Annotated in this window: 18 protein-coding genes and 1 pseudogene; 3 read left to right on the forward strand and 16 right to left on the reverse strand. The window is 59.4% G+C overall.

All coding sequences use genetic code 11. The features are described 5' to 3' along the window. Positions 1–6: 6 nt before the first annotated feature. The 9 genes from ABLX76_RS01775 to pdxA all read right to left on the reverse strand — a co-directional run bounded on the left by ABLX76_RS01775 (position 7) and on the right by pdxA (position 11,339). Positions 7–1,731 carry an aldehyde dehydrogenase family protein gene (locus ABLX76_RS01775; RefSeq protein ID WP_348873844.1) on the reverse strand — a complete coding sequence of 575 codons (1,725 nt, stop codon included), beginning with the start codon at positions 1,729–1,731 and terminating at the stop codon, positions 7–9. After that, positions 1,728–3,356: a long-chain fatty acid--CoA ligase gene (locus ABLX76_RS01780; RefSeq protein WP_348873846.1), complete on the reverse strand. Its 1,629-nt coding sequence runs from the start codon at positions 3,354–3,356 to the stop codon at positions 1,728–1,730. The genes ABLX76_RS01775 and ABLX76_RS01780 overlap by 4 nt, the downstream gene beginning before the upstream one ends. Positions 3,357–3,595: 239 nt before the next feature. Next, entirely contained in the window at positions 3,596–5,602 is a 2,007-nt protein-coding gene (gene tkt, locus ABLX76_RS01785) for a transketolase (RefSeq protein WP_261901567.1), read from the reverse strand. Positions 5,603–5,621: 19 nt separating this feature from the next. After that, positions 5,622–6,572, reverse strand: a complete 951-nt coding sequence (gene tal, locus ABLX76_RS01790) for a transaldolase (RefSeq protein WP_065881725.1) — start codon at positions 6,570–6,572, stop codon at positions 5,622–5,624. A 30-nt stretch (positions 6,573–6,602) separates the two neighbouring features. Then, positions 6,603–7,061, reverse strand: coding sequence for a ribose 5-phosphate isomerase B (gene rpiB, locus ABLX76_RS01795; protein WP_008806013.1), 459 nt, complete (start codon positions 7,059–7,061; stop codon positions 6,603–6,605). Between the two features lie 28 nt (positions 7,062–7,089). Further along, positions 7,090–7,464 carry a PTS glucitol/sorbitol transporter subunit IIA gene (locus ABLX76_RS01800; protein ID WP_064180330.1) on the reverse strand — a complete coding sequence of 125 codons (375 nt, stop codon included), beginning with the start codon at positions 7,462–7,464 and terminating at the stop codon, positions 7,090–7,092. A gap of 1 nt (position 7,465) precedes the next feature. Continuing rightward, positions 7,466–8,485 (reverse strand): 2-keto-3-deoxygluconate permease, encoded by a 1,020-nt coding sequence (locus tag ABLX76_RS01805; RefSeq protein ID WP_004204602.1) that lies wholly within the window; start codon positions 8,483–8,485, stop codon positions 7,466–7,468. 92 nt (positions 8,486–8,577) lie between these two features. Continuing rightward, complete coding sequence (locus ABLX76_RS01810) at positions 8,578–10,296, reverse strand: four-carbon acid sugar kinase family protein (protein ID WP_012968563.1); 1,719 nt, start codon at positions 10,294–10,296, stop codon at positions 8,578–8,580. A 35-nt stretch (positions 10,297–10,331) separates the two neighbouring features. After that, positions 10,332–11,339, reverse strand: coding sequence for a 4-hydroxythreonine-4-phosphate dehydrogenase PdxA (pdxA, locus tag ABLX76_RS01815; RefSeq protein WP_008806010.1), 1,008 nt, complete (start codon positions 11,337–11,339; stop codon positions 10,332–10,334). A 242-nt stretch (positions 11,340–11,581) separates the two neighbouring features. Here pdxA and ABLX76_RS01820 point away from each other — a divergent pair, with 242 nt between their 5' ends. Both ABLX76_RS01820 and ABLX76_RS01825 read left to right on the forward strand, forming a co-directional pair. After that, complete coding sequence (locus tag ABLX76_RS01820; RefSeq protein ID WP_065881727.1) at positions 11,582–12,376, forward strand: triose-phosphate isomerase; 795 nt, start codon at positions 11,582–11,584, stop codon at positions 12,374–12,376. 35 nt (positions 12,377–12,411) lie between these two features. After that, a complete protein-coding gene (locus tag ABLX76_RS01825) occupies positions 12,412–13,374 on the forward strand; it encodes a sugar-binding transcriptional regulator (RefSeq protein ID WP_004140612.1) in 963 nt (320 codons plus the stop codon). Between the two features lie 24 nt (positions 13,375–13,398). Here ABLX76_RS01825 and ABLX76_RS01830 read toward each other — a convergent pair. From ABLX76_RS01830 to ABLX76_RS01860, 7 genes and pseudogenes are all read right to left on the reverse strand, one after another. Further along, a pseudogene (locus ABLX76_RS01830) lies at positions 13,399–13,743 on the reverse strand (hypothetical protein). Between the two features lie 90 nt (positions 13,744–13,833). Continuing rightward, positions 13,834–14,664 carry a Sir2 family NAD+-dependent deacetylase gene (gene cobB, locus ABLX76_RS01835; RefSeq protein ID WP_017898959.1) on the reverse strand — a complete coding sequence of 277 codons (831 nt, stop codon included), beginning with the start codon at positions 14,662–14,664 and terminating at the stop codon, positions 13,834–13,836. 14 nt (positions 14,665–14,678) lie between these two features. Further along, positions 14,679–15,590 carry an N-acetylglucosamine kinase gene (gene nagK / locus ABLX76_RS01840; protein ID WP_044522096.1) on the reverse strand — a complete coding sequence of 304 codons (912 nt, stop codon included), beginning with the start codon at positions 15,588–15,590 and terminating at the stop codon, positions 14,679–14,681. Positions 15,591–15,638: 48 nt separating this feature from the next. After that, complete coding sequence (gene lolE / locus ABLX76_RS01845) at positions 15,639–16,883, reverse strand: lipoprotein-releasing ABC transporter permease subunit LolE (RefSeq protein WP_023289152.1); 1,245 nt, start codon at positions 16,881–16,883, stop codon at positions 15,639–15,641. Continuing rightward, positions 16,883–17,584, reverse strand: coding sequence for a lipoprotein-releasing ABC transporter ATP-binding protein LolD (gene lolD / locus ABLX76_RS01850; protein ID WP_032452447.1), 702 nt, complete (start codon positions 17,582–17,584; stop codon positions 16,883–16,885). Before lolD ends, lolE begins: the two co-directional genes overlap by 1 nt. After that, a complete protein-coding gene (gene lolC / locus ABLX76_RS01855) occupies positions 17,577–18,776 on the reverse strand; it encodes a lipoprotein-releasing ABC transporter permease subunit LolC (RefSeq protein ID WP_023289151.1) in 1,200 nt (399 codons plus the stop codon). Before lolC ends, lolD begins: the two co-directional genes overlap by 8 nt. Positions 18,777–18,909: 133 nt before the next feature. Then, complete coding sequence (locus tag ABLX76_RS01860) at positions 18,910–19,041, reverse strand: hypothetical protein (RefSeq protein WP_032428740.1); 132 nt, start codon at positions 19,039–19,041, stop codon at positions 18,910–18,912. Between the two features lie 39 nt (positions 19,042–19,080). Here ABLX76_RS01860 and mfd point away from each other — a divergent pair, with 39 nt between their 5' ends. Next, the gene (gene mfd, locus ABLX76_RS01865; protein ID WP_348873849.1) at positions 19,081–22,527 is read left to right on the forward strand and encodes a transcription-repair coupling factor; all 3,447 of its coding nucleotides are present in this window, start codon (positions 19,081–19,083) and stop codon (positions 22,525–22,527) included. Positions 22,528–22,667: the final 140 nt, after the last annotated feature.

Below are 22,667 nucleotides of genomic sequence, written 5' to 3' on the forward strand. Positions count from 1 at the left end.
CTCACTTTAGCCCCTCAGCGCGCACCAGAGGATCGCCGGCAGCTTGCGCCAGCGCGGCCGATGATAAAAATCCACCAGCCGCTGCGCCACCGCTTCCTGCCCCCGGTGAGTAATAAACCAGGGCGGCAGGGGCATCAGCGTCAGTTCGCCATGCCACAGACTGCGCGGAAACGGCCGAAACGGCGCCTCAATCACCGTGCGCTCGGTTTTCTCCAGCATAAAGCTGTTATGCACCTTGCCCCGCCCGCTCTGAATATCGTCGAGCCTGTGGCCGGGAAACGCCCCCCACGGGCAGGGAGCTAAGAGGAAGGCCACCCCGCTCCAGCAGTTGATCGCCACCGTGCCGTAGCGCAGCTCGGCGATCAGCGCGTTAAAACGCTTACGCCCAATCGCCTTGCGGGTGCGCGGGTGGATCACAATATTGGCCCCCAGCGTGCCCTGCAGCCGCTGATTGGCATAGCCGATCGCCTGGCGCAAAAAGCTTTCCGCGCTGTCGGCCTCAAGGCGGGTGATCGACAGCCCCGGGCCAAAGACCTCCTGCTGGCAGAAGTCAGGATCATCCTCGGTGTTCGCCACAATCAACGGCAGCGCGTCGCCGCGGGCTATCTCCAGCGGCTGACGGGCGCGCAGGCGAAAGTCAGTCAGCCGGTTTTCCGCGCCGGGGTAATAGTCCGGACGGGTATTGGCGGCGATCAGCCGGTACAGCTGATTAAGCAGGGCCGACGCCGGCTCCCAGCCCTGCTGCAGGATCAGCACCTGGCTGGCCACGCAGTTAAACCCGCCATTGTTCATCTTCTGCGTCGCCAGCTGCTGCGCCTGAAAAGCGATATCCGCCTCGCTCCACGGACCGGGGACGATAATGGTAGGGCTGACGCCGCCCAGCTCCGAGGTCACCCGACGCGGGTTCAGCGGCGTCCCGGCGGCCCGACGCTGGCGAGCCGCCTCACCGTCGCCCCAGACGATAGCGTCATGGCTCTCCCGCGAGCCGGTGATATGGATCTCATCGACTGCGGGATGGGTGGTCAGCCACGCTCCCGCCTGGGCATCGCCGGTGACGATGCGGAGCGCATCCATGGCGATCAGCGGCGCCAGAGCCTGAGCCAGCAGATCGTGCAGATAATCATTCACCGGGTTGAGCTTCAGCAGGCAGACCTGATTTTCAATAAACAGTTTGTGTAATACGTCCAGCGGCGCGATAGCGGCCACATTCCCGGCGCCGAGCACCAGCGCCAGCTTGCCCTGCCGCGCGGCCGGCGGGATATCGTATGCGGCTGCCGCGCAGCGATCGAGATTGGCCCGGGTGACCCCCGGCTGCATCCAAATTTCAGCGCGAACACCAGACAGCAACAGTCGATCCCAGAGCGTGCCGGGCACCACCCGCAGCGCCAGGCGGCCGTCCGCCAGCGTCCGCAGCGGGATCCGCCGCAGAAAGGTCTTCTCCTCCAGCTGCTCCAGGGTGGCGATGAGCCCGTTGCAGCCGACCATCAGCGCGCAGGGGCCTGCCAGCCACTCTTCGCCCGTCAGCGGATCGCCTGGCGGTAGTCCTTTGGCCCTCGCCGCCGCCTCCACCCACGCAGGAGCAATTGAAGCCAGGGCATCCTTGATCTGGCGCAGGAGCGCCAGACGACGATTCACTGAAGTCTCCGCCCAGCGCTGGCGCGCCGCCGACAAGGCGTGCAGCGCTGCGTCATACTGAGAGCAGGTCGTCAGACCGGGTCGCGCGTGGCTCATTTTCCCTCACTCATTAAAATCTCTCCATAGGCCTGGCGCAGCTGATTTTTGAGCACCTTGCCCGTGGCGCTGACCGGTAGCGCATCGACAAATATCACCCGGTCCGGGATCTGCCATTTGGGTACCCGTTTCTCAAACCAGGCCAGCAGATCGCTCTCTTCCACTTCGCCCCCTTCCACGCGAACGCACAGCAGCACCGGCCGCTCGTCCCAGCGCGGGTGGCGGGCGGCGATGGCCGCCGCGCTGCGCACCGCCTGATGCGCGATGGCGATATTCTCCAGCTCAACGGTGGAGATCCACTCGCCGCCGGACTTGATGATATCCTTTGCCCGATCGCTGATCACCAGATAACCATTGGCGTCGAGCGTACCGATATCGCCGGTATCAAACCAGCCAGCCGCGGTCAGGGCGCTTTCGTCCTGACCATAGTACTGCTCCACCACCCAGTGCCCTCTGACCTGCAGATATCCCTGACTTTGACCGTCCATCGGCAGTGGGTCGCCCTCGACATCCACCACCTGTAGCTCGATGCCAAAAATAGGCCGCCCCTGACCGCTACGCTGTTTTTGCTGCTCCGGTGCCGGGAGTGCGTCATGTTTGCTCAACAGCGTGTTAATGGTGCCGATGGGCGATGTTTCGGTCATTCCCCAGGCGTGGATCAGCGTAATGCCGTAATCGTGCTGAAAGGCCTCCATCATCGACGGCGGCAGCGCGGAGCCCCCAACAAACGCGCGTTTAAAATCAGGCAGCCGCATGTCCGACCGCCGCATCGCCGACAACAGACCGGCCCAGATCACCGGCACGCCGAACGCCACCGTCACCTTCTCGGCGGCCAGCAGCTGCAGCAGGCTGTCGCCATCGAGGTGCGGCCCCGGAAGCACCAGCCGCGCGCCGACCAGGGCGGCGATAAACGGCGTCCCCCACGCGTTGACATGGAACATCGGCACCACCGGCAACAGGCTATCCCTGGCCGAGATCCCGGCGGCGTCCGGCTGATTGCCGCTCAGGGCATGCAGGACCAGCGAACGATGGGTATTCAACACCCCTTTCGGTCGGCCGGTGGTCCCCGAGGTGTAGCAGAGCGAGGCCGGCGTCAGTTCATTGAGCGGCGGCCAACGATAGTCTGCCATCCCCTGCTGCAACAGTTCGTCAAAAAACAGCAATGAGGGCAGCTGGCTGAGCGCCGCTTCGCTGCGGGGCGCCATCAGCACGACGTGTTTCACCGTCGGCAGCTGCGGCAGCAGCTGCGCCACCAGCGGCAAAAAGGTCTGGTCAAAGAACAGCACCTCGTCGGCGGCGTCGTTGAGGATATACCGCAGATGGTCAACCGACAGCCGCGGATTGACGGTGTGCGTCACCCAGCCGCCGGAGGCGACGGCGAAATAGATCTCCAGGTGGCGGCGATTGTTCCATGCGAGGGTGGCGCAGCGGGCGCCCGGCGGCAGCCCCAGCGACGCCAGCGCCGATGCCAGCCGCTGAGCGCGGCTGGCCACTTCCCCCCAGCAGCTGCGCTCTTTCTCACCGCCGGCGCCCACCGAAACGATCTCCGTCTCGCTGTGGTATTGCGCCGCATGGCTGAGCAGCGCGGTGGTGGTGAGATCCTGATAAATCATCGGTGACGGCATGGCGGGGTCTCCTTTGCAGACTTCCGGGCGGGGGAACAGGGTCGCGGCGCGAACGTGCGGACGCCTATTGAATCTGGTCTACATTTGCCGGTCTGCACAAAAAAACGTACAGAAATCAGCGGTCACGCACAAAATAGAGTGGGAAATGGTTCAGAAAGGAAAAGACAAACTCATGACCGGAAGATCATTACTCAGAGAGCGTATCGCCCGACTCCGGGCCGGGCGATAGTGGTGGGGATTTACAGCAGCGCTTTCGCTTTAGCAACCACGTTATCGACGGTGAAGCCGTACTCCTCGAACAGCTGCTCAGCCGGCGCAGACTCACCGAAGGTGGTCATGCCAACAATGGCGCCGTTCAGGCCAACGTATTTGAACCAGTAGTCAGCGATACCCGCTTCCACGGCAACGCGCGCGGTCACGGCTTTCGGCAGTACGGATTCGCGATAAGCCGCATCCTGCTTGTCGAACGCGTCGGTGGACGGCATGGAAACCACGCGCGCCTTCACGCCTTCGGCGGTCAGTTTGTCCCACGCGGCAACCGCCAGTTCCACTTCTGAACCGGTGGCGATGAAGATCAGCTCCGGCTGCGAGCCGGTGCACTCTTTCAGCACATAACCGCCGCGGGCCACGTTCGCCAGCTGCTCTGCGGTACGCTCCTGCTGCGCCAGGTTCTGACGGGAGAGGATCAGCGCGGTCGGACCGTCCTGACGCTCGACGCCATATTTCCACGCAATCGCGGATTCAACCTGGTCACACGGACGCCAGGTGGACATGTTCGGCGTTACGCGCAGGGAAGCCACCTGCTCTACCGGCTGGTGAGTCGGGCCATCTTCGCCCAGACCGATGGAGTCGTGGGTGTAGACCATCACCTGACGCTGCTTCATCAGCGCCGCCATACGTACCGCATTACGCGCGTATTCCACGAACATCAGGAAGGTGGAGGTGTACGGCAGGAAGCCGCCGTGCAGCGCGATACCGTTGGCGATAGCGGTCATACCGAACTCACGCACGCCGTAGTGAATGTAGTTACCCGCGGTGTCTTCGTTGATCGGCTTAGAACCAGACCACAGGGTCAGGTTGGACGGCGCCAGGTCAGCGGAACCGCCAAGGAATTCCGGCAGCAGCGGACCGAAAGCTTCGATGGCGTTCTGAGAGGCTTTACGGCTGGCGATTTTCGCCGGGTTGGCCTGCAGCTTCGCGATGAACTCGTTGGCTTTGGCGTCGAAGTCAGACGGCATCTCGCCTTTCATACGACGGGTGAATTCGGCTGCTTCCTGCGGGAAGGCTTTGGCGTAGGCAGCGAACTTCTCATTCCATGCCGCTTCTTTCGCCTGGCCAGCTTCTTTGGCATCCCACTGCGCATAGATGTCAGACGGGATGTCAAACGGCGCGTGTTTCCAGCCCAGCGCTTCGCGGGTCAGGGCGATTTCGGCGTCGCCCAGCGGCGCGCCGTGGGAGTCGTGGGTACCGGCTTTGTTCGGCGAACCGAAGCCGATGATGGTTTCGCACATCAGCAGGGACGGTTTGTCGGTGACCGCGCGCGCTTCTTCTACTGCGCGTTTGATGGCGTCAGCGTCGTGACCGTCAACGCCGCGCACCACGTGCCAGCCGTAGGCTTCAAAGCGTTTGGCGGTATCGTCGGTAAACCAGCCTTCAACGTGGCCGTCGATGGAGATGCCGTTGTCATCATAGAAGGCCACCAGTTTGCCCAGCTTCAGGGTACCGGCCAGAGAGCACACTTCGTGAGAAATGCCTTCCATCATGCAGCCATCGCCCATGAAAGCGTAGGTGTAGTGGTCGACGATATCGTGTCCCGGACGGTTGAACTGCGCCGCCAGGGTTTTCTCGGCGATAGCCATCCCGACCGCGTTAGCGATACCCTGGCCCAGCGGACCGGTGGTGTTTTCCACGCCTGCAGTGTAGCCGACTTCCGGGTGACCCGGCGTTTTGGAGTGCAGCTGGCGGAAGTTTTTCAGCTCGGATATCGGCAGATCGTAGCCAGTGAGGTGCAGCAGGCTGTAAATCAGCATCGAACCATGGCCATTTGACAACACAAAACGGTCACGGTCAGCCCAGGCCGGATTGTTCGGGTTATGGTTCAGGAAATCACGCCACAGCACTTCGGCAATGTCAGCCATACCCATCGGGGCACCCGGGTGGCCGGATTTGGCTTTCTGTACTGCGTCCATGCTCAGGGCACGCAGCGCGTTGGCGCATTGGCGGCGAGTGGTATTTGTCGTTTTCATCAGTCTTTATCCCCGCGGATTACAACATCTGCTGAATCTGTTGTTCCAGTTTCACCTGATCGACAGCAAACAGTCGGATCCCTTCCGCTAGTTTTTCCACTGCCATGGGATCCTGATGATGCTGCCAGAGGAACTCCGCCTGCGTCATCGGGCTGGGACGGGTTTCCGTCACGCAGCCGGGGGTCAACTGGCGGGTCAACGCCCCTTCGCTGGCCGCCAGCTCGTCCAGCAGTGCCGGAGAGATGGTCAGTCGATCGCAGCCCGCCAGCGCCTGGATCTGCTCAATTCGACGGAAGCTGGCGCCCATTACCACCGTGTCATAGCCATGGGATTTGTAATACTGATAAATCTGGCGCACAGAGACCACGCCCGGATCGCTGTCCACCTGATAGGCTGACTGCGGCTGGTGCTTCTGATACCAGTCGTAGATGCGGCCCACAAAGGGCGAGATGAGAAAGACGCCCGCTTCGGCGCATGCCCGGGCCTGAGCGAAAGAGAACAGCAGCGTCAGGTTGCAGTTTATACCGCTCTGCTCCAGCTCTTCGGCAGCGCGAATGCCCTCCCAGGTGGCGGCGAGCTTAATTAGAATCCGCTCGGGACCAATGCCATTTTTTTCATATAACTGGATGAGCTTGCGCGCCTTCGCGACGCACATCCCGCGATCCCAGGCAAAGCGGGCATCCACTTCGGTGGAGATACGCCCGGGCACATGGCGCAGCACCTCGCTGCCGATATCCACTGCCACCTGATCGCAGGCGTTAATCAATTGTGTTTCTGCGCTGCCTCCCTGGCGGCGTGCCTTGCCAATCGCATCGGCAATCAGCGGCTGATACTGCGGCAGCTGCGCGGCCTTCAGCACCAGCGAGGGGTTGGTGGTCGCATCCTGGGGTGCAAACTTTTTAATCGATTCAATATCGCCGGTATCAGCAACAACCGTGGTGTATTTTTTCAGTTCGTCTAACTGGCTCATCATCTGTTCCTTATCTTACGACTGCGGAGATTAATCTCTGGCATGCTGGTGTTCGTAATAATCAATACGTTCCACTTTGGGCGCGGAGCCGCCGCCTTCATATTCGGACTCAAGCCACGCCTGAATAATTTTTTTGCCCAGCTCAGTGCCAATCACCCGCGCGCCGAGGGTAATAATCTGCGCGTTGTTACTTTTACGCGCTCGCTCAGCGGAGAAGGTATCGTGACACTGGGCGGCACGGACCCCGGGGACTTTATTGGCCACAATACTCATCCCAATGCCGGTACCGCAGATCAGAATGCCGCGCTCGTGTTCGCCCTGTTTAATCGACATCGCCACCGCATGGGCAACATCCGGATAAACGGTACTCCCCTGGCGCTTATCGCTGCTGTAATCCGCGACGTTTATTCCCAGCCCATTCAAATAAGCGACGATAGTATCGCGAAAAGCATAGGCGGCATCATCCGCACCAATAGCGATTGTTTTCATGGTTATTTCCTTAATTTAACAGTACGTCTTAATGACAATTCGGGTAAAACGAAATTTGGTCGCCGGGCTGAATAATTTGTGGTGGTTCGCCGTAAAGGTGTACCGTCCCGGGTAATTCAGCGATATCTGCGCCATCAAAATTTAGCGTGATATGGCCAAGCTGTCGTAAATTTGCCGTTGCCACACTGCCTACCGCGGTCACCCGATAATTTTTATCATTTAATTTCATTCGCTGACCGGGCGCTAACTCGGCGGTCAGTTCGCTGGCCTGGTGTACGGCGCAATAACTCGCAATATCGTCGGGAACGGCATCGGAGAATAAAATAAGCCGCTGCTCCCGCAAAGAGCACTCAACATATTCCCCGACGGCGGTAATTCGTAATGAATACAACGGCACGCTCATACTATTTGTGTCCTTTGGCGGCAGGGGAAGATAATGTCACGCTCTCTTCACTTTTCGCGTCTTTCAAAGGTTCAGCGGCTGGCGCCCGCTTTTTCAGCCGTTTATCAAACCAGGCGACCAGTATCGGCGCGGTGATCATGGTGATAATGCTCGCCGTCGCCAGCTGCGCGGTGGCGGCATCCACGTACATCGCCAGCGAAGGATCCGCCTGGGCAACCATCGCCGGCGTCAGCGCTGAGCTGGCGGCGGTGGTTCCCAGCGCGGCGCCCAGCGCGCTTTTCTTCTTCAAAAACAGGTTGTAGATAAAGTAGAACACAATCCCGGTGAGCGCGGAGATAATCCCCAACAGGATCCCGGACAGGCCGGCGGTAAACACCGTATTGATGCTGGAGTTGGCGCCGATGGCGAACGACATAATAATGATCACCAGCGGCTGCGCCGCGGCGCATAACTGTTTAAAACGTTCGTCCAGATTGCCCCACAGCATGCCAATCAGCAGCGGGATAAGCATCGACAGCAGCGCGGCGAAGGGAATATTGGCCAGGCCGCTGACGCCCAGCACCATCATGGTGACAAACGGACCATCCTTGATGCAGAACACGGAGATCGCCCCGGCATCACTGGCATCGCCATAGTTGCTGCACAATGCGATATAGAGGGAGCTGTTCGAGCTGGTCAGGCAGGCAATCAGCGCCAGGGTCGATATCCCGAGAAATCCGCTCGGGCCAAACAACGTTCCCGCGGCCCATACCGCCAGGGCCCCGGCCAGACATTTGAGAAACAGCAGCACGGCGCCTTTATAGAGCGGCAAACCGGCCTGACGGATATTGATTGAGGTTCCGCAAATGAGCAAAAATATGCCCATCATGGCGCTGGAACCGACTTTAAATAAAGCGGTGGTCGGGCCGCCAATACTGAGCACCTGGGGAGCAAAGGTATTAATCAATATTGCCACCAGCAGTGGAATAATGATTAGCCCACCGGGCACCTTATTCATTTTCTCAAGTATATTAATATTCATAGGGTGACTCTTAAATTAAGATTTAACAGAGATAACGACGCAATACTACCCTGACGACCATTACGTCGTTTATTTTTTATTAGATGACTGGGTTATTGCTGTGCTTCTTGATAAATTCGGTCAACAATGATGCCAATAATATCTTCCGGTCCGGTTAACCCTCCTTTTCCGACACAAATTAAGCCGGCATAATCACCACCAATAATCCGCACCATATCGGTTTGCGGGATGACATAGTCAATCATTTCTATTCCGGTCGCGCCCAGCTCTTTTAGGACATTGACCATGGTGTCACCGCCGGTCATATACAATCCTTTAATTTCACCCGACGCACAGTTAAGCACCTCGCGTACAATACTGCCCAATCCGTGGTTAATATTTTGCGCAGCCTCACCGTGGGCCAGACCAAATCTCTGCTCCTCTTCCTGAAGGTTTAGCAACCGCCCGGTCAAGGCGGATTCAAAAACAAAGAGCGCGTTGTGCTGCGCCGGGACGCACTGTCGGGCATGCTGTACCACGCGATTGACTTCAATCTCAGCGGCGTTTTTCCTGTCAACCAACAGCTCGGCATCAACCGGGATATGGCAGACCCGGTCATCCCTGGCGATCAAATACTGGAGCTGTTTTTTGGTTACTGGCGTTGCGCTGCCGGCAACGATCAAAATCGAGCCGCGCTGGCCGTCCGCTGTCAGGCTCGCGGGCGCGCTGCTCCGCGCTTCGCGCATCAGGCCGCGACGAACCGCCAGCCGTTCGGTAAAGGGCCCCGGATCGACGGCCAGCACGTTCCAGTTCAGGGCCACTACCGCCCCGGCGATGGCATCGACATCGTCGACGGTTATCGCATCGACCACTATCACCCGCACGCCGCGTTGCTGTTGCTCCTGCAAATCCTGCTGGATTTGCCCTTCGCCTTTCATCACCGACGTCAGCGCGATATGCCCGACCTGATGATGGGTCTGCGCCGCCAACAGTCCCGGCACCCACGACTCGGTGACCGGGGTACGTACATCGCGAGCCACATCGGTCCGCGACAGGGCTACCGAATCAATCACCGAATAACCGCCGACGAGAATACGCCGTGACTGCGGCATCGCCGGCACCACAACCGCCACCGTCTCCTGCGGCAGTTGTTCCAGCATGGCATCGATTTCAAATCCGATGCCGCCGCGCAGCGTGGTATCAATCCGCTTGGTGAAGTAGTGCGCGCCGCGAGCCTGCAGCTGTTTCACCGCAGCGCTCACTTTGTGCTGGGCCTCCGCTTTCGGCAATGGGCGGCTGTCGCTGCTGACGACCATCGCCGGATACTCGACCTCATTGCGGGAGAAGGATTCGGTATCGAAAAACGCGGCGGTTTTTAAACCGCTACGTGCCAGCAGCACCCCGACGGTGGTCGCCCCGGTCAAATCGTCAGCCACGATCCCAAGCTTTCCGCCTTCCCCTTGTGGCCAGACCATCTCAATGCAGGCAGGCGTCACCCCGGAGACGTAGATCCCTTCGTGTATAAATTCCGCCAGCGGGCCGCTTTTGCCGGTGGGATGCAGGTTAATGGTGGGAATTCCCCGCTTCGGATAGAGTCCGCAGCGCAGCGTGCCGCCGCAGTCGATGACCATTAAACCAATCTCTTCTGCCGGCGGTTCGCCATTTTTGAATACATCAATGGAGGGCCAGCCGGTCAGTTCGCTCAGGCGGTCCACGACCGGGGGACGGATCCCCCCGGTAATGTACGCAATCTTTTTTCCCTGACCCAGCGTGATAGTCAGAGGCCCACCCCAGCCCTTACAGCCCTTGCTAATCAACAGATGTTTTTCCATTTCTCTGTCCTCGTGATTCGCATGAACCTCAGCGATTATTGATGCTTCATTTTCCAGTAACGGGCCGCCACCAGCGTCGACTCCAGCATACTGACAGTACCCGCCTTACCGGTACCGGCGATATCAAACGCCGTCCCATGGTCAACGGAGCTGCGCATAAACGGCAGGCCGAAGGTAATGGTGATTGAACGTTCAAAGTCGAGGGTTTTACAGGCGATATGCCCCTGATCGTGATAAAGCGAGAGAATGGCGTCGTAGCGCCCCTGTTTGCCGAGATGGAACACGGAATCGGCCGGTACCGGCCCGATAGCGTTGATCCCCATCTCCTGGGCCGCTTTCACCGCCGGGATCAGATTGTCTGCCTCTTCGTGACCAAAAAGACCGTTGTCGGAACCATGCGGGTTCAGGGCGGCCACGGCAATACGCGGATTGTTGATGTTCAGGGCAGTAAATTCATGATGGATCTGCTGAACGCAGGCCAGCACCCGCGCTTTATTGGCATAGTCACAGGCAGCTTTTAGCGCCATATGGCGGCTCACGAAGAAGACGCGCAGGTTGTGGACGTGGAACATAGTCAAGCCATAATCAGATTGGGTTTCCACCTGATAGATTTCGGTATGGCCCGGGAGCTTACATCCCGCCAGCTTGATGGCTTCCTTATGAATAGGTGCAGTAGAGACCACGTCGATCAGCCCCGCTTTGCCCAGTTCGATCGACTTCATCACATAGTCCAGCGACATTTGCCCCGCCAGCTTCTGCACCTTGCCCCATTCGATGCTGTCGCAGTCGTAGTCGCCGGTTTCTAGGACATCCAGCGTCCCCCAGCTGAAACGGGCCTCCTGAGGATGAGCAATTTTATGGATAGCAAAATCGCAGCCCATGATTTTCATCGCCCGGCTGATAATCGGTACCGAGCCGATCAGGAACGGTTTGCACTCGTCATACACGCTTTTGTCCATCATGGTGGCCACTGTGATCTCTGGGCCGATCCCTGCCGGATCGCCGATGGTAATCGCCACAACGGGTTTTTTCTCTGCTGACATCATGCGCCTCTCTTGTCTCAGTTGATTGTTCATATGTTCATAGTCAAATCATATGCTCAAAACATTACCTGATGAATGAGCCGCCATTAGTGATGAGGATCACATAAAAAAATTCATAGATTTTTTTCATCGAAAAATGTGATCTAACATATGTTCATGTACTGATAAAAAGTTCAACCTCAATACAGGGTATGACACCCACATTTTGCAAGCGTTTGATTTTATTAACAGGAGAAGCAAAGATGACCCCGATATGGTTAGGAACCAGCTGGAAAATGAATAAGCCGCTGTCGCAGGCCATGGCCTGGTGCGAAACGCTGGCAGCGCGGATGCCAGAGGGCTGTCACCCTGCTATTCAGCCCTTCGTCATTCCCCCCTTCACCGCGATCCAACCCGTCAGCCATTTTCTGCAAATGCATCAGTTACCACTTTTGACCGGCGCGCAGAATATGCATGAAGCGGATCAGGGCGCCTGGACCGGGGAAATCTCGGCGGCCATGTTGGCAGAAACCGGCGCCACGCTTGTTGAGCTGGGACATTCAGAACGACGCGCCGCCTTTAATGAAAGCGATGCCGCGATTAATCGAAAAGTACATAGCGCCTTAGGTCATGGCCTGCGCCCACTGATCTGTATTGGCGATAGCGCCGAGGAGAAACGCTGGCAGGTGTCGCGTGAAAGCGTGGTGCGGCAGACGAAGATCGCCCTGTATGGCCTGAGCCACCAGCAAGCGCTGCAGATCCTGATTGCGTATGAACCGGTGTGGGCCATTGGCGAACATGGTACGCCCGCCTCACCGCAGGAGGCGGGCGTCATTCATCAGGCGTTGCGTGAGGCGCTTTGCGAGCGGTTTGGTCATGAGACAGGAATCCGTATCCCACTGCTCTATGGCGGCAGCGTTACACTGCAAAACGCGGTGGAACTGCTGCGCCAGCCGGAGATCAATGGCTTGTTTATCGGCCGCGCGGCCTGGGACGCACAAGGCTATTGCGACATTGTTCAACGCGTTACACAGGAATTTATTTTGCAGGCGCAGTAATATAAGAGGGACACCAGAGATGGAAATTCCAGGCCATGATTGAACAAGACTCAGATTACGCCCTGCTCACTGAAATTGCGGTGGCTTATTACGATCAGGAACAAACGCAGGAAGAGATCGCCAAACGATTCGGCATTTCGCGTATCAAAGTCGGGCGCCTGCTGAAAAAAGCGCGCCAGGAAGGGATTGTTGAGATCAGCGTCAAATACCATCCGGTCTTCAGCTCCCAGATTGAGCAGCAGTTTATTTCGCACTTTGGCATTAAGCGCGCGCTGATTGCCCTGGATCACCATGATGAAGATGAACAGCGCCAGCAGGTGGCGGCCCTGGTCAGTAACTACCTGGCTGGGGTGTTAAAAAACGATATGACCGTCACCGTTGGTCAGGGGCGCAATGTGGCCGCGGTGGCGAATCACGTCGGTGTGTTTCCTGAGCGCCACTGCCGCTTTATCTGCGGCATCGGCGGAACCAAGCGCGACAATCAGCTGATCGACGCCGACCACATCAGCCGGAATCTGGCGCGCAAATTTAACGGCTTCAGCGAAACGCTTTACGCCCCGGCCTATGTGGAAACCCCGGAGCTGCGCGCCGCCTTTATGCAAAACCGCCTGATTAAGGCCACGCTCGAACAGGCCAGCAAAGCTGACGTGGCGATCATTGGCCTCGGCGATATGAATGAAAACAGCTTTATGGTCCAGCTCGGCTGGTTTACGCCGCAGGAAATTGCCACCGCGCGTCAGGAACAGGGGGTGGTGGGCGATCTGGCGGGGTACAGCTTTTTCAATATTCAGGGCAAACCCGTCGATACGGTGATGAATGACCGGGTCATTGGCTTAAGTCTCGAACAGCTGCGGGCCATTCCCTGCGTCATCGCTATCGCCTCCGAAAGTACGAAAGCGACGGCGATCCTGGGGGCATTACGCACCGGGGTTATAGATGTGCTGGCTACCAGCGCCTCGAACGCCCGTTCGGTCATTAATATGCAAAAGGCGCTATAAATAAGCTACGGCGCAGGCGGCGGCTCAGCGTCGCCCTCCGTCGCGCTGGCCTTTGTCCTTCCCTTTTTCGGCTCGCCGTTGCACAAAATCTTCAATGATGCCGAAGATCCCGTTGAGGGGTTTCCACAGCACCACCAGCAGCAGCATGGGGCCGTATACCCGCACACCGCCCGTCGCGACCTGACCGGTGAACAGCAGGGCTAAGCCATCCAGCAGCAGGCACTACGCGCTGCCGGTGCCGATCAACAGGCACAGCAGGAAGAGGATCGGTCGGCTATCAGCGTATTCAGGTAGCGCACGCTGGCTCCAGATGCCGACGATAATGGACGCGATCAAGGCGATCGATGCAATGACCAGGGGATGATGCATGGTCTGACTCCTGTCATGACGTGACATCCTTGTCAACAGCGCTGCCGGAAGCGGTTGGCGTCGCCCTGGCCACCGGCAGGCTGATTCAGTTTACAGCGCGTTTTCCTGCAGCAGCTTATCGATAAAGGCGGGTACCACTTCGCTTGCCAGCCCGTAGTGCTTTTCGGCAAACTCGCTGCCCACCTGGCTGGGCTCGAGGTTCAGTTCAACGGTATGGGCGCCGTGCAGTCGCGCCTCGTGCACAAAGCCGGCCGCCGGATAGACGTGGCCGGAGGTGCCGATGGCGATAAAGATATCCGCTTCGGCCAGCGCGCTGTAGATCTCGTCCATCCCCAGCGGCATTTCGCCAAACCAGACCACGTGCGGACGCAGCGCCGCCGGGAACTGGCAGCAGTGGCATTTGTCCTCTGCGGTGACGTCCCCGGTCCACTCCAGCACCTGGCCGCTCCACGAACAGCGCACCTTCAGCAGCTCGCCGTGCATATGGATCACCCGGCGGTTGCCGGCGCGTTCATGCAGATTATCGATATTCTGGGTGACCAGCAGAAAATGGTCGCCCAGCAGATCCTCCAGACGCGCCAGCGCCAGATGCGCCGCGTTCGGCGCGATCTCCGGACTCTGCAGCTGACGACGGCGGGCGTTGTAGAACGCCTGCACCAGCGCCGGGTCGCGGGCGAAGCCTTCCGGCGTCGCCACATCTTCCACCCGATGCTCTTCCCACAGGCCATCGGCCGCGCGGAAAGTTTTGATCCCCGACTCCGCCGATATGCCCGCGCCGGTTAACACCACCACTCTCGGTTTGGCCATCGCTTCAGGCTTCATCCTGTCCTCCCTAAAGAAAATCCGCTGACGCAGACGGTCACGCAACTGACGTTTATTGCGACGAAAACGGCTCAATCGATGTAAACGGCGCGACTGCATAGCTACCTCTGTGGTTAATGGCTCAGATGAAGGAAGGCCGCACCGCGCATTCCCCCGGCATCGCCGTGGCGCGCGCGCTCAATGCGCGGTACCCTGGCGACCGGCAGAAGATGGCGCGGCAATCGCTGCGCCAGCCCTTCGCTAATGGCCGTAAAGTTAGATAATCCACCGCCGAGCACCAGCAAATCCGGGTCGACAATGGTCAGTATATTTCCCAGACACACCGCCAGCAGATCGAGATAGCGCTCGACGTGCGCCTGGGCGCGGGGATCGTGCTGCTGCCACTGCGCCACAATCTCCGGCGAGGTAAGCGGTTGCTGATAAAAATGTTCATACAGCCAGGCGAAACCGCGGCCGGAGAGATAATTTTCAATGCAGCCCAGCTGGCCGCAGCCGCAGCGAAGCAGCGGAAAATCACGCCCGACCACCTCCAGGGCATCCACCGGCAGACGAATATGACCAAACTCGCCGGTGATATAGCTATGTCCGGTAATCGATTTACCGTTCAACACCAGGCCGCCGCCCACGCCGGTGCCGAGGATCAGCCCCATCACCAGCGGGTATTGCGTAAACTCATCGTCCCACGCTTCCGACAGCGCGAAGCAATTGGCGTCATTATCGAGGCGCACATCGCGCCCCAGCCGCGCGCTGAGGTCGGCGCGCAGCGGCCGGCCGCTGGCGGCAGGCACGTTAGCGGCATACAGCGTGCCGTCCGCCGTCTCCGGCATCCCCGGGATACCGATCCCAACCGTCCCCTGCCGGTCGAAGCGCGCATCGGCCTCGCGGACCAGCGCCTCCACCGCCTGGAGGAAATCCTCATAACTGCTTTTCGGCGTGGCGACGCGTTTTTCCCACTGCAGCCGCCGCTCCTGATTAAATACGCCCAGCGCTATCTTGCTGCCGCCAATGTCAAATCCATAGTACATTTCAGCAATTCCTCTTGTGTCGTCAGCCAGGCCGACGATGACGATAAATTACTGGCCACTCAGCACCCTCGCCGGGTCGATACGGCTGGCGCGGCGGGCGGGATACCAGCTGGCCAGCAAACTCAGCAACAGTGCTGTCACCAGCACATAAAAGACGTCCAGCCAGTGCAGTTCAGACGGCAGGAAGTCAATAAAATAGATGTCGCCGGAGAGGAATTTATGCCCAATCAGGTATTCGATGCCATTGATGATTGACGTCAGATTCAACGCGCAGATCACGCCGATCACCACCCCGAACAGGCTGCCTACCGATCCGGCTAATAAACCATACCACACGAAAATCGCGCGAATTAAGCCGTCTTTTGCGCCAAGCGTGCGCAGCACCGCAATATCGCCGCTTTTGTCTTTGACCGCCATCACCAGCGTCGAGACGATGTTGAAGCAGGCCACGCCGATCACCAGCACCATCGCCAGGTACATAATGGCGCGGATCATCTGGATATCGCGATACATATAGCCGTAGGTGCCAATCCAGCTCTTGATGTAGACGTAGCTGTTGGTCACCTCGCCGGCGTCGCGCACCAGCTTGTTAGCATGGAAAACGTCGGTGACCTTGATGGCGATGCCGGTCACGCTGCCGCCCATCTCCAGGTACTGCTGCGCATCCTGCATCGGGATCATGGCAAAACTATGATCGAGCTGGCCGCTCAGCTGTAAAATACCGGTCACATGCAGCCTGACGCGTTTCGGCTGCAGCAGTTGATGGTCGGCGTCGGCGTTAGGGATCATGATCGACACCCAGTCCCCCTGCTTCACGTGCAGGGCATCGGCGACGCCTTTACCCAGAATCACCTGCTGTTCGCCGGCCTTGAAGCCGGCCCACGCGTTATTCTGCACAAAGGTGGGCAGCGCGCTGAGCCGGGTTTCCTGCTGCGGGTCGACCCCTTTCACCTGGATGGCGCGCATATTGCTGCCGCTCTCCACCAGGCCGGTGAAGTTAATATAGGGCGCCGCCGCGACAATCCCCTTCACCTTCTGCACCTTCGCCAGCGCCTCCTGCCAGTTATTCCACGGCTGGTTCACGGGTTCAATTTCACCGTGCGGCACCACCGCCAGCACGCGGTGGTTCAGCTCGCGCTCAAAGCCGTTCATCGCGCTGAGACCGACGATCAGCACCGCCACCCCCAGCGCAATGCCGATGGTGGAGATCACCGAGATCAGCGACACCATGCCGCCGCGCCGCCGGCCGCGGCTGAAACGCAATGCAATTAATAACGATAACGGAGAGGCCATTACTCGGCCCCCATCAGGGTCAGGTCGGCGGTCAGGCGGCCATCGCGCATCTCCAGCTGGCGGCTCATCCGCTTCGCCAGCTGCAGGTCGTGGGTCACCACCAGAAACGCGGTGCGCTGCGCGAGGTTCAGTTCGCCCAGCAGCTGGAAGATGCTGTCCGCGTTGCGGGCGTCGAGGTTACCGGTCGGCTCATCCGCCAATACCAGCCGCGGTTTGTTCACCAGCGCGCGGGCAATCGCCACCCGCTGGCGTTCGCCGCCGGAGAGCTCCGACGGACGGTGATGGCTGCGGTGTTCAAGCCCGACCGCATGCAGCATCGCTTTCGCCTGACGTTCAATGTCCGCCGGCTTCTTTTTGCCAATCAGCAGCGGCATCGCCACGTTTTCCAGCGCGCTAAAGTCCGGCAGCAGATGGTGGAACTGATAGATAAAGCCCAGCTCGCGGTTGCGCAGGTCGGCGCGCGCGGCGGTAGAGAGCTTGCTCATCGGCTGGCCGGAGAAAATCACGTCGCCAGAGGTGGGCGTATCGAGGCCGCCCAGCAGATGCAGCAGGGTACTTTTGCCGGAGCCGGAGGTGCCGACGATGGCCATCATCTCGCCTTCATCAATGCTGAAGCTGACATTGTGCAGGACATCGGTTTGCACATTGCCTTCCTGATAGCGTTTGCACAGGTTGTCGCATTGCAGCAGGATCTTATTCATAACGTAAAGCCTCAGCGGGTTGAGTGGCGGCAGCGCGCCAGGAAGGGTACAACGTAGACAACAATGCCAGCGCCATCGCCACCAGGGCGATCACGACGACCTGCAGCGGCTCAATCGCCACCGGCAGCGCCGCGCCGTCAAGGAAGGCGCCGATGATCGGCATTAAATTATTCAACTGGCTGGCCAGCAGCGCGCCAAGCACGGCTCCCAGCAGCGCGCCGACGATCCCGGCGCTGGCGCCCTGCACCATAAAGACGGCCATAATCTGTCGCGGCGTCAGCCCCTGGGTCTGCAGGATCGCCACTTCGCCCTGCTTCTCCATCACCATCATCCCCAGCGAGGTAATAATATTGAAGGCCGCGACGGCGACGATCAGGCTGAGCAGCAGGCCCATCATATTTTTCTCCATACGCACTGCCTGGAACAGTTCGCCCTTGCGCTCGCGCCAGTCCTGCCACTGGGTACCCGACGGCAGCGTCTGCTGGCTGAGGGTATCCACTTGCAGCGGTTTATCCAGCCACAGGCGCCAGCCGGTGATATTCCCCAGCGGGTAGCGCATCAAACGGGAAGCATCGTCGATGTTGGTCAGCATCTGATAACCATCGACTTCGCTGTTGGCGGCGAAGGTGCCGATGACTGTAAACAGACGTTGGCTCGGCACGCGTCCCATCGGCGTAAACTGGCTGGCGGAGGGGACCATCACGCGAATTTTATCGCCGCGATTCACCCCCAGCTGGCCCGCCAGCTGCTCGCCGAGAATCACGTTATATTTGCCCGCCTGCAGATCGCTCTGTTTGACGTTCACCAGGTACGGTGTCAGGGGATCGTTCTGCGCCGGGTCGATGCCCAGCATCACGCCGACCGCCACGCTGCGCGCGCTCTGCAGCACCACGTCGCCGGTGGTGATCGGCGCCACGCGGGTGACGCCCTGGAGTTTCGCCTCGCGCTCCGGCAGCTGTTGGGGATTCACCGAACCCTGTTTGGCGCTAAGAATGGCCTGGGGCATCAGCCCCAGGATGTTGTTTTGCAGTTCGCGTTCAAAGCCGTTCATCACCGACAGGACCGTCACCAGCGCCATGACGCCGAGGGTAATACCGATGGTGGAAAGCCAGGAGACGAAACGACCGAAGCGGTCGGCTGCGCGCCCGCGCATATAGCGCAGGCCGATAAAGAGTGCGGCAGGTTGGTACATGTCATCCATCTGGTTGCTGATAGCCGATTCCCGAGTATATAAGCGATTAGGGGCAGCGTAAATGACTGATACCTGACGACTTTATTAGCAATAATCCTAAAAATCAAGCAAATACAAACGGATAGATATGTACTTACTTATTAATCTTTACGCTTATCGACAGCGCTGACCTTTCTTCACTCAACACGCGATGGCAATTCGGGTTGGCGAATCCAGACCAATCGCGGATAATCTCACTATTGAATATCAGCGAGTTGCCCTCCATATCGGCAGAGCGAATCCCTAAGAGACCATGAAACCGTCTATGCCTGAACAATATCGATACTCATTGCCGGTGAAAGCCGGTGACCAGCGCCAGCTTGGCGAGTTGACCGGCGCAGCCTGCGCCACCCTGGTGGCGGAGATGGCCGAACGCCACAAGGGCCCGGTGGTGCTGGTGGCGCCTGACATGCAAAACGCGCTGCGTCTGAACGACGAGATCAGGCAGTTCACCGACAGCCTGGTGATGGGGCTGGCGGACTGGGAAACGCTCCCTTACGACAGCTTCTCGCCGCATCAGGACATCATCTCCTCCCGTCTTGCCACCCTTTACCAGTTACCCACTATGCAGCGCGGCGTGCTGATCGTCCCGGTCAGCACGCTGATGCAGCGCGTCTGTCCGCACAGCTTCCTTCACGGCCACGCGCTGGTGATGAAAAAGGGTCAGCGCCTGTCGCGCGATGCGCTGCGCGATCAGCTCGAGGGGGCCGGCTACCGCCATGTCGATCAGGTGATGGAGCATGGCGAATACGCCACCCGCGGCGCGCTGCTCGACCTGTTCCCGATGGGCAGCGACCAGCCCTACCGCCTCGATTTCTTTGACGATGAAATCGACAGCCTGCGCCTGTTCGACGTCGACAGCCAGCGCACGCTGGAGGAAGTGGCGGCCATTAACCTGCTGCCGGCGCACGAATTCCCCACCGACCAGACCGCCATCGAGCTGTTCCGCAGTCAGTGGCGCGACCGCTTTGAGGTGAAGCGCGACGCCGAGCATATCTATCAGCAGGTCAGTAAAGGGACGCTGCCTGCCGGTATCGAATACTGGCAGCCGCTGTTCTTCAGCGAGCCGCTGCCGCCGTTATTTAGCTATTTCCCGGCCAGCACGCTGATCGTCAACACCGGCGATCTCGAGGCCAGCGCGGAGCGTTTCCAGAATGAAGCCCGCGCCCGCTTTGAAAACCGCGGCGTCGATCCGATGCGCCCGCTCCTGCCGCCGGAACTACTGTGGCTGCGCAGCGATGAGCTGTTCAGCGAACTGAAAAAGTGGCCGCGCGTTCAGCTGAAAACCGAGCGCCTGGCCGAAAAAGCAGCGAATACCAACCTGGGCTACCAGACGCTGCCGGACCTCGCCGTCCAGGCGCAAAACAAAGCGCCGCTGGATAATCTGCGCCGCTTCCTCGAAGCGTTTGCCGGCCCGGTGATCTTCTCCGTTGAAAGCGAGGGTCGCCGTGAAGCGCTGAGCGAAATGCTGGCGCGGATCAAAATTGCGCCGAAACACCTGCTGCGCCTGGAGGAAGCCACCGGCAACGGGCGCTATCTGATGATTGGCGCCGCCGAGCACGGGTTTATCGACAGCCAGCGTGGCCTGGCACTGATTTGCGAGAGCGACCTGCTCGGTGAGCGCGTAGCGCGCCGTCGTCAGGATTCCCGTCGCACCATTAACCCTGACACGCTCATTCGCAACCTTGCCGAACTGCATATTGGCCAGCCGGTCGTTCACCTGGAACACGGCGTGGGCCGCTATGCGGGGATGACCACCCTGGAGGCGGGCGGCATCACCGGCGAATACCTGATGCTGACCTACGCCAACGATGCCAAATTATACGTTCCGGTCTCCTCCCTGCATCTTATCAGTCGCTACGCCGGCGGAGCGGAAGAGAACGCGCCCCTGCACAAGCTGGGCGGCGATGCCTGGACCCGGGCGCGGCAAAAAGCGGCCGAGAAGGTACGCGACGTCGCGGCCGAACTGCTGGATATCTACGCCCAGCGCGCGGCGAAAGCCGGGTTTGCCTTTAAACACGACCGCGAACAGTATCAGCTGTTCTGCGACGGTTTCCCGTTTGAAACCACGCCGGATCAGGCGCAGGCGATCAACGCCGTCCTCAGCGATATGTGCCAGCCGCTGGCCATGGACCGCCTGGTGTGTGGCGATGTGGGCTTCGGCAAGACCGAAGTGGCCATGCGCGCCGCCTTCCTCGCCGTGGAGAACCACAAACAGGTGGCGGTACTGGTGCCGACCACCCTGCTGGCTCAGCAGCACTATGACAACTTCCGCGATCGTTTCGCCAACTGGCCGGTACGCATCGAAATGCTCTCCCGCTTCCGCAGCGCTAAAGAGCAGGCGCAGATCCTCGAGCAGGCCGCGGAAGGCAAAATCGATATCTTGATCGGCACCCATAAGCTGCTGCAGAGCGAGGTGAAGCTGCGCGATCTGGGGCTGCTGATCGTCGACGAAGAGCACCGGTTTGGCGTGCGGCATAAAGAGCGCATCAAAGCGATGCGCGCCGATGTCGATATCCTGACCCTCACCGCCACGCCGATCCCGCGAACGCTGAACATGGCGATGAGCGGGATGCGGGATCTGTCGATCATCGCCACGCCGCCGGCGCGCCGCCTGGCGGTAAAGACCTTCGTTCGCGAATACGATGCGCTGGTCGTGCGCGAGGCGATCCTGCGTGAAACGCTGCGCGGCGGTCAGGTTTACTACCTGTTTAATGACGTCGAGAACATCCAGAAAGCCGCCGACAAGCTGGCGGAGCTGGTGCCTGAGGCGCGGATCGCCATCGGCCACGGTCAGATGCGGGAGCGCGAGCTGGAGCGGGTGATGAATGACTTCCATCACCAGCGCTTCAATGTGCTGGTGTGCACCACCATCATCGAAACCGGGATCGACATTCCCACCGCCAACACCATCATTATCGAACGCGCCGACCACTTTGGCCTCGCCCAGCTGCACCAGCTGCGCGGCCGCGTTGGCCGCTCCCATCACCAGGCCTATGCCTGGCTGCTGACGCCGCACCCGAAGGCGATGACCACCGATGCGCAAAAGCGCCTCGAAGCCATTGCCTCGCTGGAAGATCTTGGCGCCGGCTTTGCGCTGGCGACCCACGATCTGGAGATCCGCGGCGCCGGGGAGCTGCTGGGCGAAGATCAGAGCGGTCAGATGGAGACCATCGGCTTCTCCCTGTATATGGAGCTGCTGGAGAATGCGGTAGATGCCCTGAAAGCCGGGCGCGAGCCGTCGCTGGAAGATCTCACCAACCAGCAGACGGAAGTCGAACTGCGCATGCCTTCCCTGCTGCCTGATGATTTCATCCCCGACGTCAATACCCGTCTGTCGTTCTATAAGCGCATTGCCAGCGCCAAAAACGAACAGGATCTGGAGGAGATCAAAGTCGAGCTGATCGATCGTTTTGGCCGGCTGCCCGACGCCGCCCGCAATCTGCTGGATATCGCCCGTCTGCGTCAGCAAGCGCAGAAGCTGGGGATCCGTAAGCTGGAGAGCAATGAAAAAGGCGGCGTGATCGAATTTAACGAGAAAAACAACGTCAATCCGGTGTGGTTGATCGGCCTGCTGCAGAAGCAGCCGCAGCACTTCCGCCTGGACGGGCCGACGCGCCTGAAGTTCATGCAGGATCTCGAGGAGCGTAAGACGCGGATGGATTGGGTTCGCCAGTTCATGCGCCAGCTGGAAGAGAACGCCGTCGCCTGATCGCGGGGGAGATACGGCCGGTACGCCGTATCTCCCTTTTCACATATCTGGCAATCTTTACAAACATTTTGCAATCCGCCTGGATTTCCCCACACAGACTCACGCCATAATCTCATCTCCTTTTTCATATAAAAATAACC

It is taken from the genome of Klebsiella sp. JB_Kp004 (assembly GCF_040065795.1).
In the GTDB taxonomy this organism is placed as follows: Bacteria; Pseudomonadota; Gammaproteobacteria; order Enterobacterales; family Enterobacteriaceae; genus Klebsiella; species Klebsiella quasipneumoniae.

Excerpts from the sequence above, each read along its gene's own strand:
- cobB (WP_017898959.1), bottom strand. The coding sequence starts at position 14,664 with ATGCAGTCGCGCCGTTTACATCGATTGAGCCGTTTTCGTCGCAATAAA.
- lolC (WP_023289151.1), bottom strand. The coding sequence starts at position 18,776 with ATGTACCAACCTGCCGCACTCTTTATCGGCCTGCGCTATATGCGCGGG.
- ABLX76_RS01860 (WP_032428740.1), bottom strand. The coding sequence starts at position 19,041 with ATGGAGGGCAACTCGCTGATATTCAATAGTGAGATTATCCGCGATTGG.
- ABLX76_RS01780 (WP_348873846.1), bottom strand. The coding sequence starts at position 3,356 with ATGCCGTCACCGATGATTTATCAGGATCTCACCACCACCGCGCTGCTC.
- ABLX76_RS01825 (WP_004140612.1), top strand. The coding sequence starts at position 12,412 with ATGATTGAACAAGACTCAGATTACGCCCTGCTCACTGAAATTGCGGTG.
- lolE (WP_023289152.1), bottom strand. The coding sequence starts at position 16,883 with ATGGCCTCTCCGTTATCGTTATTAATTGCATTGCGTTTCAGCCGCGGC.
- rpiB (WP_008806013.1), bottom strand. The coding sequence starts at position 7,061 with ATGAAAACAATCGCTATTGGTGCGGATGATGCCGCCTATGCTTTTCGC.
- tkt (WP_261901567.1), bottom strand. The coding sequence starts at position 5,602 with ATGAAAACGACAAATACCACTCGCCGCCAATGCGCCAACGCGCTGCGT.
- ABLX76_RS01805 (WP_004204602.1), bottom strand. The coding sequence starts at position 8,485 with ATGAATATTAATATACTTGAGAAAATGAATAAGGTGCCCGGTGGGCTA.
- mfd (WP_348873849.1), top strand. The coding sequence starts at position 19,081 with ATGCCTGAACAATATCGATACTCATTGCCGGTGAAAGCCGGTGACCAG.
- lolD (WP_032452447.1), bottom strand. The coding sequence starts at position 17,584 with ATGAATAAGATCCTGCTGCAATGCGACAACCTGTGCAAACGCTATCAG.
- nagK (WP_044522096.1), bottom strand. The coding sequence starts at position 15,590 with ATGTACTATGGATTTGACATTGGCGGCAGCAAGATAGCGCTGGGCGTA.
- pdxA (WP_008806010.1), bottom strand. The coding sequence starts at position 11,339 with ATGTCAGCAGAGAAAAAACCCGTTGTGGCGATTACCATCGGCGATCCG.
- ABLX76_RS01820 (WP_065881727.1), top strand. The coding sequence starts at position 11,582 with ATGACCCCGATATGGTTAGGAACCAGCTGGAAAATGAATAAGCCGCTG.
- ABLX76_RS01810 (WP_012968563.1), bottom strand. The coding sequence starts at position 10,296 with ATGGAAAAACATCTGTTGATTAGCAAGGGCTGTAAGGGCTGGGGTGGG.
- ABLX76_RS01800 (WP_064180330.1), bottom strand. The coding sequence starts at position 7,464 with ATGAGCGTGCCGTTGTATTCATTACGAATTACCGCCGTCGGGGAATAT.
- tal (WP_065881725.1), bottom strand. The coding sequence starts at position 6,572 with ATGAGCCAGTTAGACGAACTGAAAAAATACACCACGGTTGTTGCTGAT.
- ABLX76_RS01775 (WP_348873844.1), bottom strand. The coding sequence starts at position 1,731 with ATGAGCCACGCGCGACCCGGTCTGACGACCTGCTCTCAGTATGACGCA.